The following is a 14,945-nucleotide window of genomic DNA, read 5'->3' as shown; positions in this document are numbered from 1 at the left end:
CGGTCGGTGTCGAGCCGATGGCTCGCCCGCTATCCCGTCATTTGTCCTGAGCATCCGTCCTGATGCCCGTCCTGAGTCCGTCCTGATGTCCGTCCTGATGCCCGTCCTGATATGGAGGCCCGCCGTGCCCGCCAGGATCGCCCTGGTCCCCGACGCCCACGGGCGCGGCGGCCGCCTGCACCGCCTCACCGACGAGGGCGAGCCGGTCGGCGGTCCGCTGCGCACCGCCGAGCTCGCCGCCACCGTCGCCGAGTTGGAGGCCGCCGAGCACCCGCGCTGGGTCTGGGCGGCGGCCGAGTCGGGTTACGCCCCGCTGCTGCCCCTGCTGCCGCACCGGCTCGGTCGCTGCCACGACCTGCGGCTGGTCGAGGCCCTGCTGCTGGCACACGAGGGCCGCTGGGGCGCGCCGCGCTCGCTCGGCGCCGCGGTGGCCCGGCTGCGCGGCCTGCCGGTGCCCGCCGACCTGCCCGAGGCCGGCCCGAGCGAGGCCCAGGACTCCCTCTTCGCCCCCGACCGCCTGCAACTGCCGCCCGGCGTCGACCCGCTGGCGGCCGTGCTGGAGGTCCACGCCGACCAGCAGCGCCGGTTGCGTGCGATCGAAGGCGACGAGGCCCGCTCGCGCTTCAGGCTGCTGGTGGCCGCCGAGTCGGCCGGCGCGCTGGCCGCGGCCGAGATGGCCGAGGACGGCCTGCCCTGGCGCACCGAGGTCCACGACCGGCTGCTCACCGAGCTGCTCGGCCCCCGCCCGCACATCCCCGGCACCCAGCCGGCCCGCCTGGCGGAGCTGTCCGTGCAGCTCCAGCAGGCGCTCGGCGGCAAGCCGTTCAACCCCGACTCGCACACCCAGGTGCTGCGCGCCTTCGCCGAGCAGGGCATCCGGCTCACCTCGACCCGGGTCTGGGAGCTGCGCGAGGTGGACCACCCGGCCGCCGAGCTGATGATCCGTTACAAGGAGCTGTCCCGGATCCACTCCGCGCACGGCTGGGCCTGGCAGGACGCCTGGGCGCGCGGCGGCCGGTTCCACCCCGAGTACGTGGTGGGCGGGGTGGTCTCCGGGCGCTGGGCCAGCCGCGGCGGCGGCGCGCTGCAGATCCCGCGGATCCTGCGCCGCGCGGTGGTGGCCGATCCGGGCTGGCGACTGGTGGTGGCCGACGCCGCCCAGCTGGAGCCCCGGGTGCTGACCGCGCTCTCCGGGGATGCCGCGCTGGCCCGCACCGCCGCCGGCGGCGACCTCTACGAGGCGCTGGCCGCCACCGCCTTCCAGGGCGACCGGGACAAGGCCAAGCTCGGCCTGCTCGGCGCGATGTACGGGCAGACCAGCGGGGACATCGGCCCGCTGCTGGCCACCCTGCGCCAGCGCTATCCGGCCGCGATGGGCTACGTCGAGGCCGCCGCCCGCACCGGCGAGGAGGGCGGCATCGTCAGCTCCCGGCTGGGCCGCCCCTGCCCGCCGCCCTCCGACGCCTGGCTCGACCTCGCCGAGAGCGCCGCCGAGCCCGGCGGCGAGGGGGGCGATCAGGGCGGGCGCTCCACCCGCGCCCGCGGCCGGTTCACCCGCAACTTCGTGATTCAGGCCAGCGCGGCGGACTGGGCGCTGGCCCTACTGGCCGCGCTGCGCCGCCGGCTGGCCGAGCTGGAGCGCCCCGGGTCCCGCCCGCACCTGGTCTTCTTCCAGCATGACGAGGTGATGGTGCACAGCCCCGCCGACGCGGCCGACCAGGTGGCCGAAGCCGTCACCGCGGCCGCGGACGAGGCCAGCCGGCTGGTCTTCGGGGCGAGCCCGGTGCGCTTCCCGATGAGCACGGCCGTGGTGGAGTGCTACGCCGACGCCAAATGACGCTGCCCCCACGGGAGGTCAGAACTTGCGCGCCTGCCAGGCCTCCTGCGCCGAACGGACCACCTCGGCCAGCGCGGCCCCGGTCGAGGCGGTGACGACCGCGGCCACCGCCCCCTCCACGAACGGCGCGTCCACCAGCACCACCTCCGCCCGCTCCAGGTCGTCCAGCACGGCCCGGGCGGTCAGCACCGAGCTGCCGAGGTCCGGCAGCAGCACCACCCCCGCACCGCCGTCCACCTGCCGCACGCTCTCGGCGATCAGCTCGTAGCTGGTCCCGATCCCGCCGTCCTCGGTCCCGGCCGCGACCGCCACCGCCACTGCGCCACCGCCCAGTTGCTCCACCAGTTCGCGCGCTCCCGCGCCCAGCAGCGGACTGTGCGACACCAGGACGATTCCCACCGAAGTCCTCATACCGACCGAGCTTAGAGGCTCCCCCTGCCGGCGGACCCGCTGAGCGGCTCCGGCACACGGTGGGCGGGTGCCGCGACCCCGCCACGCCACGTCCTGGCGAACGTCTGAGGAACCTTCCCCGCGTGGCGTAGGTTCGGAAGCGAGCCGGTCCAATCGCCCCCACCGGAGACACCGATGAAGAAGCTGATCAACACCCCCGAGTCCGTGCTCGACGACACCCTGGCCGGAATCGCCGCCGCCCACCCGGAGTTGACGGTGGACCGGGAGAACCGGGTGATCCGCCGGGCCGACGCGCCCCGGCCCGGCAAGGTCGCGCTGATCTCCGGTGGCGGCTCGGGCCACGAGCCGCTGCACGGGGGCTTCGTCGGCCCCGGCATGCTGGACGCCGCCTGCCCGGGCGAGGTGTTCACCTCCCCGGTGCCCGACCAGCTGCTGGCCGCCGTACGCGCCACCGAGGGCGGCGCCGGGGTGGTCTTCGTGGTGAAGAACTACACCGGCGACGTCATGAACTTCTCGCTCGCCGCCGAGCTGGCCGCCGAGGAGGGCATCGAGGTCCGCACCGTGCTGGTCGACGACGACGTCGCGGTCAAGGACTCCACCTTCACCGCCGGGCGGCGCGGCACCGGCGCCACCGTGGTGGTCGAGAAGGTGGCCGGCGCGCTGGCCGAGCGCGGTGCCGAGGCGGCCGAGGTCGCCTCGGTGGGCGAGCGCGCGGTGGCCGCTTCACGCTCCTTCGCGGTGGCGCTGACCGCCGCCACCGTCCCGGCCGCCGGGCGTCCCGGCTTCGACCTGCCCGAGGACGAGATCGAGGTCGGCGTCGGCATCCACGGCGAGCCGGGCCGCCGTCGCGCACCGATGCGGCCGGCCGGTGAGCTGGTCGCCGAGGTGGTGGAGACCATCCTGGCCGACCACACCCTGACCGCCGGCGACGAGGTGATCGCCCTGGTCAACGGCCTCGGCGCGACCCCGCTGCTGGAGCTGTACATCGTCTACGGCGAGGTGGCCGCCCGGCTGGCCGAACGCGGCATCAGCATCGTGCGCAACCTGGTCGGCAACTACGTCACCAGCCTGGACATGGCCGGCTTCTCGCTCACCCTGACCAAAGCCGACCCCGAACTCCTGGAGCTGTGGGACGCCCCCGTGCGCACCGCCGCCCTGCGACGCGGCTGACCGGCCGTCACCACCCCGTCCTGACGCCTCCGAGGGAAACCCGCATGCGCAACGACCTGGACCGCGAACTCGCGCTCGCCTGGCTGCGCGCCGCAGCCGCCGCCATCGAGCGGCAGCACGAGGAGCTCACCGCGCTGGACGCGGCGATCGGCGACGGCGACCACGGCAGCAACCTGCGGCGCGGCTTCGCCGCCGTGGTCGCCGCCGTGGACGCACTCGATGCCGACGCCACGCCCGGCACCGTGCTGGGCAAGGCCGGCAGCACGCTGATCTCCAAGGTCGGCGGCGCCTCCGGACCGCTCTACGGCAGCGCGCTGCGCGTCGCCGGGGCCGCGCTGCCGGCGCCCACCGCGGACCTGACCGCGCTGGCCGAGGCGCTGCGGGCCGGGCTGGGGGCGGTGCAGAAGCTGGGCGGCGCCGCGGTCGGCGACAAGACCATGGTCGACGCCTTCGAGCCGGCCGTGGCCGCCCTGGAGCGCGCCGCCTTCGACGGCTTCACGCTGCGCGAGGCGAGCGCGCTGGCCGCCGAGGCCGCCGAGGCGGGCGCCCGGGCCACCATCCCGTTGCAGGCCCGCAAGGGCCGCGCCTCCTACCTGGGCCAACGCAGCATCGGCCACCAGGACCCGGGGGCCACCTCCACCGCGCTGCTCTTCCGTGCCCTGGCCGAGGCCGTCACCGGCTGACCCCCGCCTGACCGCCCCGCGTGCTGCTGGTCAGATCGAGCGGCTGACCAGCAGCAGCAGCGCGTCGTCGTTGAGCTCGCCACCGGTGTGCGCCAGCAGGTCGGCGTACAGCCGCCCGACCGCGTCGTCCAGCTCGGCCACCGAGCCGCCGGCCCCAGCGACGAGCGCGCCGACCCGCTGGTCCAGCGGATAGAACTCGCCGCTCCCCTTGTGTCGGGCCTCCACCACGCCGTCGGTGCACAGCACCAGCACGTCCCCGGCGCCGAACCGCTGGTCCCAGCTCTGCGGTTGCCCGGGTGCCAGGCGCCCGAGCCCGAGCGGCACCCACGGGTCGGGGGCCTCCAGCACCGTCACCGTGCCGTCGGCGCCCACCCACAGCGGCGGCACGTGCCCGTACTGCAGCAGCTCCATCGCGCCGCCGTCGCGCACCTCGACGAACAGCGCCGTGGTGAACTCCCCGTCCGGCGCGTGCCGTTCGACGCTCGCCTCGATCCGGGCGGCCACCTGGCGCAGGCCCGGCTCGTCGTAGGCGGCCTCCCGGAACGCGCCGAGCACCACGGCGGCCGTCTGCACGGCGTCCAGCCCCTTGCCACGGACGTCGCCGACGACCGCCCGGGTGCCGTGCGGGGTGTCGAGCACCGAGTAGAGGTCGCCGCCGATCCGCGCCTCGTCGGCCGCCGAGGCGTAGCGCACCGCGAGCCGCAGCGGGCCGACCTCGGGCCCCGGCCGGCGCAGCAGGGCGCGCTGGGCCGCCTCGGCCACCGAGCTGACGGCGGCGAAGGCCGCCGCCCGGCGCATCCGGATCTCCGCGACATAGGCGCTGAACAGGGTCAGCGCGGCATAGGTGATCATCGAGCCGAACAGGAAACGCTGGTCGTGCACGGCGGTGACCTGGTCGTAGTGGTTGAGTCCGATCAGCGCCGCCAGGCCCACGGTGCAGACCCCGAGCACCCCGATCGCCGACAGGGTGAGTGCGGCGACCGAGGGCACCACGGTCATCAGCGGGGCCAGGTAGCGCTCCCGGCCGGTGGCCAGGTCCGCGATGCAGACGGCGACGATGGCCAGCAACGCCGGGGTGGCCCGGCGCCGCCAGGACAGGTCCCGCAGGTCGACGGCGGCCAGCGCGTTCCCCCGGCGCGCCCGGGGCAACCCCTTGAGGTCGGGGGCCAGCAGCGGGCTGGGGCGGCGGAAGCTGAGCACCCGCCGAACATTACGGACATTGCGCCCGGATGCCCACCTTCGCCTCCCTCGATCGGCGGGTGGACGACCCGGAGCGCAGCCCGTCCGGGGGAGCGCGAGCGGCGGAGAGCGACGCCTGGTGCCAGTGGGGCTACTGTCGGTCGTCGGACCGAGACGACCATCTCACCGCGTCAGAAGTCCACCCTCCCCCTGGAATACCCCTAGGGGGTATCGTGTTCCCGACAGTACGGCGCGCCGCCCCCGGCGCCCACACCCCTTTGGAGGCTGCGATGTCCAGCACCGTCACCTACACCGTCACCGGCATGAGCTGCGGCCACTGCGAGAAGTCGGTCAGCGCCGAGCTCTCCGGCCTGCAGGGTGTCACCGAGGTCGCTGCCGACGCCAAGTCCGGCACCGTCACCGTCTCCTCCGAGCAGCCCCTGGAGGTGGCCGACGTGCGCGCCGCCATCGACGAGGCGGGCTACGAGCTGGTCGGCCCCGCGGCCTGAGGCCGCGCCGCCTGAGGCCACGCGCCGTCAGGCCGCCTGCGGGGGCCGGGGTCGGACCGGCCCCGGCGCCCCCGCTCCCTCCCTCCCCCTCCTCGAAGGTCCCGAAGGAGCCCGCACGATGAGCACCGCCACCTCCGCACCCGCCGGTACCGGCGACCGCGTCGAGCTCGTGATCGGCGGCATGACCTGCGCCTCCTGTGCGGCCAGGATCGAGAAGAAGCTCAACCGGATGGACGGCGTCGCGGCCAGCGTGAACTTCGCCACCGAGAAGGCCCGGGTCGACTTCGGCCCCGGCGTCGGCGTGGCCGACCTGATCGCCACCATCGAGCGCACCGGCTACACCGCCGAGCTGCCGCCGCCCGCCCCCAGCGCGCCCGCCGCCACCGCCGTCCCGGCCGCCGCCGGCACTGCCGCGGCGGCCGACGACCCGCAGCGCGACCGGCTGCTGATCAGCGCCGTGCTCACCCTCCCGGTGGTCCTGCTCTCGATGGTCCCGGCGCTGCAGTTCACCAACTGGCAGTGGCTGGCCTTCGCGCTCACCGGCCCGGTGGTCGCCTACGGCGGCCGGCCCTTCCACCAGGCGGCCTGGACCAACCTGCGCCACGGCGCGGCCACCATGGACACCCTGGTCTCGCTCGGCACCCTGGCCGCGTTCGGCTGGTCGACCTGGGCGCTGTTCCTGGGCGAGGCGGGCCGCCCGGGGATGAAGCACGAGTTCACCCTCGCGATAGCCCGCGGTGACGCCGGCTCGGCCCTCTACCTGGAGACCGCGACCGCCGTCACCACCCTGATCCTGCTCGGCCGCTGGCTGGAGTCCCGCGCCAAGCGCCGCGCCGGGGCCGCGCTGCACGCCCTGCTCGATCTGGGGGCCAGGGACGTGGCGGTGCTGCGCGAGGGCCGCGAGGTCCGCGTCCCGGTGGCCGAACTGACCGTCGGCACCCGCTTCGTGGTCCGCCCCGGCGAGAAGATCGCCACCGACGGCGTGGTGGTCGAGGGCAGCTCCGCGGTGGACGCCTCGATGCTGACCGGCGAGTGCGTCCCGGTCGAGGTCACGGTCGGCGACCAGGTCACCGGCGCCACCGTCAACGCGGGCGGGCGCCTGGTGGTCCGGGCCCGCCGGATCGGCGCGGACACCCGGCTCGCCCGGATGGCCGAGCTGGTCCAGCAGGCGCAGAACGGCAAGGCCGCCGCCCAGCGGCTGGCCGACCGGATCTCCGCGGTCTTCGTGCCGCTGGTGATCCTGATCGCGCTCGGCACCCTGATCGGCTGGCTGCTGATCACCGGCAGCGCCACCGAGGCGTTCACCGCGGCCGTCGCCGTGCTGATCATCGCCTGCCCCTGTGCGCTGGGCCTGGCCACCCCGACCGCGTTGCTGGTCGGCACCGGGCGCGGCGCCCAGCTGGGCATCCTGATCAAGGGGCCCGAAGTGCTGGAGACCACCCGGCGGGTGGACACCATCGTGCTCGACAAGACCGGCACCGTCACCACCGGCGCGATGGCGCTGACCGCGGTGCACACCGCCGAAGGCGTCTCCCGCGAGCAGGCGCTGCGCCTGGCCGGCGCCCTGGAGCACGCCTCCGAGCACCCGATCGCCCGGGCCGTCGCCGCCGCGGCCGTCGCCGAGCTGGGCCCGCTGCCCGCCGTCGAGGGCTTCCAGAACCTGCCGGGACGCGGTGTCCAGGGCGTGGTGGACGGGCACGAGGTGCTCGCCGGGCGCCCGGGTCTGCTGGCCGACCGGGCGCAGCCGCTCACCCCCGAGCTGGCGGCGGCCCGGGCCGCCGCCGAGGCGGCCGGGCGCAGCGCCGTCGCCATCGGCTGGGACGGCGCGGCCCGCGCGGTGCTGGTGGTCGCCGACACCGTCAAGCCGACCAGCGCGGCCGCGGTGCGCGAGCTGCGCGAACTCGGCCTGCGTCCGGTGCTGCTGACCGGCGACCACCGCGCGGTGGCCCTGACGGTGGCCGCCGAGGTCGGCATCGAGCCGGCCGACGTGATCGCCGAGGTCCTGCCCGAGGAGAAGGTCGCGGTGATCAAGCGCCTGCAGGGCGAGGGCCGTTCGGTGGCGATGGTCGGCGACGGCGTCAACGACGCGGCCGCGCTCGCCCAGGCCGACCTGGGCCTGGCCATGGGCACCGGCACCGACGCGGCGATCGAGGCCGGGGACCTGACCCTGGTCCGGGGCGACCTGCGGGTGGCGGCGGACGCGATCCGGCTCTCCCGGCGGACCCTGGGCACCATCAGGGGCAACCTGTTCTGGGCCTTCGCCTACAACCTGGCCGCCATCCCGCTGGCCGCCGCCGGCCTGCTCGACCCGGTGGTCGCCGGCGCCACGATGGCCTTCTCCTCGGTCTTCGTGGTCGGCAACAGCCTGCGACTGCGCCGCTTCGGTACCTGACGGACGGGCACCTGACGGAGGCGACCGCGGCAGGCTCCTCGGTCAGCGCCCGAGCAGCTCGCCGCCGTTGCAGTGCAGGATCTCGCCGGTGATGAAGCCGGCCTCGGGCGAGGCCAGGAAGTGCACGGCGGCGGCGACCTCACCGGTCTCCCCGATCCGGCCCAGCAGCGTGCGCGCCGCCCGCCGGGAGACCTCGGCCTCGTCCAGCCGCGGCCCGAAGAACTCGGTACCGGCCACCGTGCCGGGCGCCACCAGGTTGGCGGTGATCCCGGAGGGGCCGAGCTGGGCGGCCAGGAAGTGGTTCCAGGCGTGCAGCGAGGCCTTGGCGGCCCCGTAGGAGCCCGCCCCGCGCAGCGCGGCGATCGAGCTGATCGTGATCACCCGGCCCTCGCCCGGGGTGAGCCGGTCGCGGACCGACTCGGTGAGCAGCACGGCGGTCAGCACATTGCGCTCGAAGTCGCCGCGCCAGCGGGCCAGCAGCGCGTGCGGGCCGGCCCCGAAACCGGTCTCCCGGCTGCCGGCGTTGTTGACCAGGACGTCGATCCGGGCCGGCAGCCTGGTCAGCGCCGCCTCCACCTCGTCCGGGTCGGCCAGGTCACAGACCAGCGGGGTGACGGTGGCGCCGAGCCGCTCGGCCGCCGCCTCCAGCACCGCGCGGCGCCGCCCGACGATCACCACGGCGTCGCCGGCGTCGGCGAACCGCCGGGCGATCTCCAGGCCGATTCCGGTGCCACCACCCGTGACGACAACGTTCCTGGCCATCTGTCTCTCTCCCGCCCTGTCCGTACCGGAATGCCACGATTCCTATCACGCTGGGTTGCCAACGCTGCGGGGAGGGTGACGCCGGGCGGCCGGAGTCATGTGGTATGGGCGGGTGAACCAGGGGGCGCGGAACAGAGCGAGAGACAACTCACACCCCCCGGACGTAACTTTGCCGACCCAGATACGTCTTACCTTGGTGAGTGCGGCTGTACGACTGTGGAACGGCACCGCGCGTCCCGCCTCCCCCCGGGGAGGGGCGCGCGCCCGCGGTCGGCACACCGCCAAAGGGGTCCCGGCGGGCCCCGGGAAGACCGTCGCCTCGGTGGCGGTCGGCGCGCACGGCGCCGGGCAGTGGGGTGACCGGGAACGCTTTGAGCGGCCGTTCCCGGCCTCGTCCACTCCCGGTCGCCGTGCGTTGTTGTTTCTCGTGCCACGGCACCTGTGCCGTGGCACGCCGAAGGCCCCGCAGCGCTGCTGCGGGGCCTTCGAGGTGCGGTGCGCGGGTCGGTCAGCGCTTGTCGAGCGCGACGTAGTCCCGGATCGCGGTGCCGGTGTAGATCTGGCGCGGGCGGCCGATCCGGCTGGTCGGGTCGTTGATCATCTCGTGCCAGTGGGCGATCCAGCCCGGCAGCCGGCCGAGCGCGAACAGCACGGTGAACATGCTGGTCGGGAAGCCCATCGCGCGGTAGATCAGGCCGGTGTAGAAGTCGACGTTCGGGTACAGCTTGCGGGAGATGAAGAAGTCGTCGCTGAGTGCGTGCTCCTCCAGCTTGAGCGCGATCTCCAGCAGCTCGTCCGACTTGCCCAGCTGGGCCAGCACGTCGTGCGCCAGGCCCTTGACCAGCGCGGCGCGCGGGTCGAAGGCCTTGTACACGCGGTGGCCGAAGCCCATCAGCTTGACGCCGTCCTCGCGGTTCTTCACCTTGCGGATGAAGGCGTCGACGTCGCCGCCGTCCTTCTGGATCTGCTCCAGCATCTCCAGCACGGCCTGGTTGGCGCCGCCGTGCAGCGGGCCCCAGAGCGCCGAGATACCGGCCGAGATCGAGGCGAACTGGTTGGCGTGGCTGGAACCGACCAGGCGGACCGTCGAGGTGGAGCAGTTCTGCTCGTGGTCGGCGTGCAGGATGAAGAGCTTGTCCAGCGCGTTGACGATCACCGGGTTGAGCTCGTAGTCCTGGGCGGGGACCGCGAAGGTCATCCGCAGGAAGTTCTCGACGTAGCTCAGGTCGTTGCGCGGGTAGACGAACGGCTGGCCGACCGACTTCTTGTACGCGTAGGCCGCGATGGTCGGCAGCTTGGCGAGCAGGCGCACCGTCGACAGGTGGCGCTGGGCCGCGTCGAACGGGTTGTGGCTGTCCTGGTAGAAGGTCGACAGCGCGCCGACCACCGAGGAGAGCATCGCCATCGGGTGGGCGTCCCGGGGGAAGCCCTGGTAGAAGCGCTTGACGTCCTCGTGCAGCAGGGTGTGCTGGGTGATCTCGCTGTTGAACTCCGCCAGCTGGTCGGCGGTGGGCAGCTCACCGTTGATCAGGAGGTACGCGGTCTCGATGAAGCTGCCCTTCTCGGCCAGCTGCTCGATCGGGAAGCCGCGGTAGCGGAGGATGCCGTTGTCGCCGTCCACGAAGGTGATCGCGGACTTGTAGGCAGCGGTGTTGCCGAAGCCGTTGTCCAGGGTGACCAGGCCGGTCTGCGGGAGCAGCTTCGAGATGTCGAAGCCGGCGTTCCCAGCAGTGCTCTCAACGACGGGGTACTCGTACTCGCCGCCCTGGTACCGCAGTACTACAGATTCCTGACTGTTCTCGCTCACGCGCTTCCTCACCTACGAAATGAAAATCCGCTTTCCAAGGTGCCCTGCCCGTCCACCCTCCCCCATCCGGAGGACGACCGCGCACCCGGGGTGGCCCAAAAGAGCCCTGTACTACAAGAACCGATGCTCCCGCCCATACGAACCGGACAAGATCGTGACAAGACTAGGCTGGTCCATCAATTTCTTCACGTCAAGATACCCCCGCAGGAGCCCCTGACCCCATTCGCCCTCAGACGGCCAGCCGGTGATCGAGTGCCGAATGGCGGCGTCCCGCGCTCACCGTGCGCACCGCCTGGCCGATCGCCTTGCGCGAGCCCACCAGCACCACCAGCTTCTTCGCCCGGGTGACCGCCGTGTAGAGCAGGTTGCGCTGCAGCATCGTCCAGGCCGAGGTGGTGACCGGAATCACCACCGCCGGATACTCGCTGCCCTGCGAACGGTGGATCGTGACGGCGTAGGCGTGCTGCAACTCGTCGAGCTCGTCGAAGTCGTACGGGACCTCCTCGTCCTCGTCGGTCAGCACGGTCAGGCGCTGGTCCTCCACGCTCAGTGCGGTCACCACGCCGACCGTCCCGTTGAAGACGCCGTTCTGGCCCTTCTCGTAGTTGTTGCGGATCTGGGTCACCTTGTCGCCCACCCGGAAGGTCCGCCCGCCGAAGCGCTTCTCGGCCAGCCCCTCCCGGCCCGGGGTGACCGCGGCCTGCAGCAGCGTGTTGAGGTTGCCCGCACCCGCCGGCCCGCGGTGCATCGGGGCCAGCACCTGCACGTCGCGTCGCGGGTCCAGCCGGAACCGCTGCGGGATCCGGCGGGCCACCACGTCCACCACCAGGCCGGCCGCGCGCTCGGTGTCGTCCTCCACGAAGAGGAAGAAGTCGGGCAGGCCGTCGGTGAGCGGCGGCTGCCCCTCGTTGATCCGGTGCGCGTTGACCACCACCCCCGACTGCTGGGCCTGGCGGAAGATCCGGGTCAGCCGGATCGAGGGGATCGGACCGCCCTCCGCCAGCATGTCGCGCAGCACCTCCCCCGCACCGACCGAGGGCAGCTGGTCCACATCGCCCACGAAGAGCAGGTGGGCGCCGGGCGCCACCGCCTTCACCAGCTTGTTCGCCAGGATCAGATCCAGCATCGAGGCCTCGTCCACCACCACCAGATCGGCGTCCAGCGGGCGGTCCCGGTCGTACGCCGCATCGCCCCCCGGTCGCAGCTCCAACAGCCGGTGCACGGTGGAGGCCTGATGCCCCGTCAGTTCGGCCAGCCGCTTGGCCGCGCGCCCGGTCGGGGCGGCCAGCAGCACCTTGGCGCGCTTGGCCAGGGCGAGCGTGACGATCGACTTCACGGTGAACGACTTGCCGCAGCCCGGCCCCCCGGTCAGCACCGCGACCTTCTCGGTCAGCGCGAGCCTGACCGACTGCTCCTGCTCGGGCGCGAGCTCCGCCCCGGTGCGCTGGGCCAGCCAGGACAGCGCCTTCGTCCAGTCCACGGCCGCGCCGTGTCGACCGGAGAAGGCCGGCATCCGGTCGGTATCCGAACGCAGCAGCCGCAGCAACTGGTTCGACAGCGAGATCTCGGCCCGGTGGAACGGCACCAGGTAGACGGCGACCACCGGCTCGCCACCGTCGCCCGGCAGGCTCTCGCGGACCACCCCCTCCTGCGCCACCAGCTCGGCCAGGCACTCGATCACCAGACCGACGTCCACCTGAAGGAGCTTCACCCCGTCGGCGATCAGCCGCTCCTCGGGCAGGTAGCAGTGGCCCTGGTCGCTGCTCTGCGAAAGCGCGTACTGCAGCCCGGCCTTCACCCGCTCCGGGCTGTCGTGCGGGATCCCCACCGCCTGCGCGATCCGGTCGGCGGTCAGGAACCCGATGCCCCACACGTCCGTGGCCAGCCGGTAGGGCTCGTTCTTCACCACCCCGATCGAGCTGTCCCCGTACTTCTTGTAGATCCGCACGGCGAGCGAGGTGGAGACGCCCACCCCCTGGAGGAAGACCATCACCTCCTTGATCGCCTTCTGCTCCTCCCAGGCCGCGGCGATCATCTTGGTCCGCTTCGGCCCGAGCCCGGGGACCTCCACCAACCGGCCCGGCTGCTCCTCGATCACGGTCAGCGTGTCGACGCCGAAGTGCTCCACGATCCGCTCGGCGAAGCGCGGCCCGATGCCCTTGATCAGGCCCGAACCGAGATAGCGCTGGATGCCCTGGACCGTGGCGGGCAGCACCGTGGTGTAGTTCTCGACCGTGAACTGCCGTCCGTACTGCGGGTGCGAGCCCCACCGGCCGTGCAACCGCAGGGACTCCCCCACCTGAGCGCCGAGGAGCGCGCCGACCACCGTGAGCAGGTCGTTGCTGCCACGCCCGGTGTCGATCCGGGCCACCGTGTAGCCGGTCTCCTCGTTGGCGTAGGTGATCCGTTCCAGCACACCCTCGACCTCGGCGAGCTGCCGCTGGGCCGGCAGCTCGCCCGCCTGCCCCTGCGTCGCCTGGGACCGCTGCCCGGCCATCCGGGAACCCCCTCATGCCACTGCCGGTGCCACTCGCCCGGTGTCACGTGTTCGGTGCCAATGCCGAACCCTGCGTGAGGCACGCTACCTCGCCGCGACGACACCGCGCCGACACGCACACGGCCTGCGGGCGGCCGCGATTGTCCCCGCCCGGTGCAGGGCCGAGGATGAACCTGGAGGACCCATCCCGTCCTGCCCGGCCCGGTGCGACCGCCCGCGGCCGCAGACCACAGCGCCGGGCCCGCAGAGAAGCGGAAAATCACCATGCTGACCACCAGCTACATCCCCGGTGCTCCGAACTGGCTCGACCTCGGCAGCCCCGACACCAGAGCCTCCGAGACCTTCTACACCAGCCTGTTCGACTGGACCTTCGAATCCGCCGGCCCCAACGCGGGCGGCTACGGCTTCTTCCGCCTCGGTGAACGGACCGTGGCCGCGCTCGGCCCGCTCACCGAGGAGGGCGCCCACCCCGCCTGGACGCTCTACTTCAAGACCGACGACGCCGAACAGACCAACAAGCTCGTCCAGCAGGCCGGCGGCACGGTGCGGTTCGGCCCGTTCGACGTCTTCACCGACGGCCGGATGGCCGGCTACACCGACCCGACCGGCGCCCGCTTCGCCGTCTGGCAACCCGGCGAGACCGCTGGCCTGGAGGCCGTCACCTCGGTCGGCACGCTCTGCTGGACCGAGCTGCACACCAGCGACCCCGCAGCGGCCAAGCCGTTCTACGCGAGCGTCTTCAACTGGCAGACGCAGGACGTTCCGTTCGGCGACTTCACCTACACCGTGGTCGCCCCCACCGGCGGCGGCACGGACGCCAGCCAAGGCGGCATCGTCAGCCTGCTGCCCGAGGACAGAGCGGCCGGCGGCTCGTACTGGCTGCCGTACTTCGAGGTCGAGGACCCCGACGCCGTGATCGTCCGCACCCAGGAACTCGGCGGCGCGGTACGCGCCCCCGCCGTGGACGCCCCGGGTGTCGGGCGGCTCGCCCAGCTCGCCGACCCGCACGGGGCGGTCTTCTCCATCATCAAGAGCGTTCCCGCCGACACGTGAGCCATCGCGCCTCCGTAAGGTGGCCGGCATGAACGATCTTGTGATCCGGCCTGCCACTCCCGAGGACATCCCGGCCATCGTGGCGCTGCTCGCCGCCGACTCGGTAGCCGTCTCCCGTGAGAGCCCCGACGACCTGGCGCCCTACTACGAGGCCTGGGAACGCATCGCCGCCGACCCCAACCAGCATCCGAGCGTCGCCGTCCGCGCCGGCCGCGTGGTCGGCACCCTGCAGCTCAGCGTGATCCCGGGCCTGTCCCGGACCGGCGCGACCCGGGTCATCGTGGAGGCCGTACGGGTCCACTCCGACGAGCGGGGCAACGGCCTGGGCACTCTGCTGATGGAGTGGGCCGTCGAGCGGTCCCGAGAACTGGGTGCGAGCCTGGTGCAGCTCACCTCGGACCGGAGCCGCACCGGCGCGCACCGCTTCTACGAGCGGCTGGGATTCACCGGATCGCACATCGGATTCAAGCGGCAGCTCTGATCCTCTTTCTGAAAACGGCGGTGAACGCAGAGAAGCCCCCTTCCTGACGGAAGGGGGCTTCTCTAGAAGAATTGTTCGGCGGCGTCCTACTCTCCCACAGGGTCCCCCCTGCAGTACCATCGGCGCTATGAGGCTTAGCTTCCGGGTTCGGAATGTAACCGGGC

12 protein-coding genes and 1 rRNA gene are annotated in these 14,945 nt (G+C 72.9%); 7 read left to right on the top strand and 6 right to left on the bottom strand.

The features are described 5' to 3' along the window. Positions 1–97 precede the first annotated feature (97 nt). A complete protein-coding gene (locus tag ACFZB9_RS13910; protein WP_391446805.1) occupies positions 98–1,837 on the top strand; it encodes a bifunctional 3'-5' exonuclease/DNA polymerase in 1,740 nt (579 codons plus the stop codon). An 18-nt stretch (positions 1,838–1,855) separates the two neighbouring features. Here ACFZB9_RS13910 and dhaM read toward each other — a convergent pair whose 3' ends face one another. After that, on the bottom strand, positions 1,856–2,248 hold the full coding sequence (dhaM, locus tag ACFZB9_RS13905) for a dihydroxyacetone kinase phosphoryl donor subunit DhaM (RefSeq protein ID WP_391446803.1): 393 nt from the start codon (positions 2,246–2,248) through the stop codon (positions 1,856–1,858). A 174-nt stretch (positions 2,249–2,422) separates the two neighbouring features. Here dhaM and dhaK point away from each other — a divergent pair, with 174 nt between their 5' ends. Then, positions 2,423–3,418 carry a dihydroxyacetone kinase subunit DhaK gene (dhaK, locus tag ACFZB9_RS13900; RefSeq protein ID WP_391446801.1) on the top strand — a complete coding sequence of 332 codons (996 nt, stop codon included), beginning with the start codon at positions 2,423–2,425 and terminating at the stop codon, positions 3,416–3,418. 44 nt (positions 3,419–3,462) lie between these two features. Beyond that, positions 3,463–4,101, top strand: a complete 639-nt coding sequence (gene dhaL, locus ACFZB9_RS13895) for a dihydroxyacetone kinase subunit DhaL (RefSeq protein WP_391446799.1) — start codon at positions 3,463–3,465, stop codon at positions 4,099–4,101. A gap of 30 nt (positions 4,102–4,131) precedes the next feature. Here the strand turns inward: dhaL and ACFZB9_RS13890 are convergent, their stop codons facing one another. Further along, positions 4,132–5,301, bottom strand: a complete 1,170-nt coding sequence (locus ACFZB9_RS13890; RefSeq protein ID WP_391446797.1) for a PP2C family protein-serine/threonine phosphatase — start codon at positions 5,299–5,301, stop codon at positions 4,132–4,134. 269 nt (positions 5,302–5,570) lie between these two features. On the opposite strand from ACFZB9_RS13890, the gene ACFZB9_RS13885 reads away from it, so the two are divergent. Both ACFZB9_RS13885 and ACFZB9_RS13880 read left to right on the top strand, forming a co-directional pair. Next, on the top strand, positions 5,571–5,789 hold the full coding sequence (locus tag ACFZB9_RS13885; RefSeq protein WP_391446795.1) for a heavy-metal-associated domain-containing protein: 219 nt from the start codon (positions 5,571–5,573) through the stop codon (positions 5,787–5,789). A gap of 118 nt (positions 5,790–5,907) precedes the next feature. Further along, positions 5,908–8,181, top strand: coding sequence for a heavy metal translocating P-type ATPase (locus tag ACFZB9_RS13880; protein ID WP_391446793.1), 2,274 nt, complete (start codon positions 5,908–5,910; stop codon positions 8,179–8,181). Between the two features lie 42 nt (positions 8,182–8,223). Here the strand turns inward: ACFZB9_RS13880 and ACFZB9_RS13875 are convergent, their stop codons facing one another. The 3 genes from ACFZB9_RS13875 to ACFZB9_RS13865 form a co-directional block, all read right to left on the bottom strand. Beyond that, complete coding sequence (locus ACFZB9_RS13875; RefSeq protein ID WP_391446791.1) at positions 8,224–8,943, bottom strand: SDR family NAD(P)-dependent oxidoreductase; 720 nt, start codon at positions 8,941–8,943, stop codon at positions 8,224–8,226. A gap of 508 nt (positions 8,944–9,451) precedes the next feature. After that, positions 9,452–10,762 (bottom strand): citrate synthase, encoded by a 1,311-nt coding sequence (locus tag ACFZB9_RS13870; protein ID WP_391446789.1) that lies wholly within the window; start codon positions 10,760–10,762, stop codon positions 9,452–9,454. Positions 10,763–10,979: 217 nt separating this feature from the next. Continuing rightward, a complete protein-coding gene (locus tag ACFZB9_RS13865; RefSeq protein ID WP_391446788.1) occupies positions 10,980–13,247 on the bottom strand; it encodes an ATP-dependent RecD-like DNA helicase in 2,268 nt (755 codons plus the stop codon). Positions 13,248–13,511: 264 nt separating this feature from the next. Here ACFZB9_RS13865 and ACFZB9_RS13860 point away from each other — a divergent pair, with 264 nt between their 5' ends. Next, the gene (locus tag ACFZB9_RS13860) at positions 13,512–14,300 is read left to right on the top strand and encodes a VOC family protein (protein WP_391446786.1); all 789 of its coding nucleotides are present in this window, start codon (positions 13,512–13,514) and stop codon (positions 14,298–14,300) included. Between the two features lie 28 nt (positions 14,301–14,328). Further along, a complete protein-coding gene (locus ACFZB9_RS13855; protein WP_391446784.1) occupies positions 14,329–14,781 on the top strand; it encodes a GNAT family N-acetyltransferase in 453 nt (150 codons plus the stop codon). Positions 14,782–14,854: 73 nt separating this feature from the next. Here the strand turns inward: ACFZB9_RS13855 and rrf are convergent. Then, positions 14,855–14,945: ribosomal RNA gene (gene rrf / locus ACFZB9_RS13850) — 5S ribosomal RNA — on the bottom strand; the annotation flags it as partial.

Source organism: Kitasatospora sp. NPDC008050 (assembly GCF_042957465.1).
In the GTDB taxonomy this organism is placed as follows: Bacteria; Actinomycetota; Actinomycetes; order Streptomycetales; family Streptomycetaceae; genus Kitasatospora.
The sequence above is the reverse complement of the archived record's forward strand: the minus strand, read 5'-3'. Positions and strand labels throughout refer to the sequence as shown.

What these genes read in the sequence shown, in the direction of transcription:
- ACFZB9_RS13910 (WP_391446805.1), top strand. Translation starts at nt 98, where the DNA reads ATGCCCGTCCTGATATGGAGGCCCGCCGTGCCCGCCAGGATCGCCCTG.
- dhaM (WP_391446803.1), bottom strand. Translation starts at nt 2,248, where the DNA reads ATGAGGACTTCGGTGGGAATCGTCCTGGTGTCGCACAGTCCGCTGCTG.
- dhaK (WP_391446801.1), top strand. Translation starts at nt 2,423, where the DNA reads ATGAAGAAGCTGATCAACACCCCCGAGTCCGTGCTCGACGACACCCTG.
- dhaL (WP_391446799.1), top strand. Translation starts at nt 3,463, where the DNA reads ATGCGCAACGACCTGGACCGCGAACTCGCGCTCGCCTGGCTGCGCGCC.
- ACFZB9_RS13885 (WP_391446795.1), top strand. Translation starts at nt 5,571, where the DNA reads ATGTCCAGCACCGTCACCTACACCGTCACCGGCATGAGCTGCGGCCAC.
- ACFZB9_RS13880 (WP_391446793.1), top strand. Translation starts at nt 5,908, where the DNA reads ATGAGCACCGCCACCTCCGCACCCGCCGGTACCGGCGACCGCGTCGAG.
- ACFZB9_RS13875 (WP_391446791.1), bottom strand. Translation starts at nt 8,943, where the DNA reads ATGGCCAGGAACGTTGTCGTCACGGGTGGTGGCACCGGAATCGGCCTG.
- ACFZB9_RS13865 (WP_391446788.1), bottom strand. Translation starts at nt 13,247, where the DNA reads ATGGCCGGGCAGCGGTCCCAGGCGACGCAGGGGCAGGCGGGCGAGCTG.
- ACFZB9_RS13860 (WP_391446786.1), top strand. Translation starts at nt 13,512, where the DNA reads ATGCTGACCACCAGCTACATCCCCGGTGCTCCGAACTGGCTCGACCTC.
- ACFZB9_RS13855 (WP_391446784.1), top strand. Translation starts at nt 14,329, where the DNA reads ATGAACGATCTTGTGATCCGGCCTGCCACTCCCGAGGACATCCCGGCC.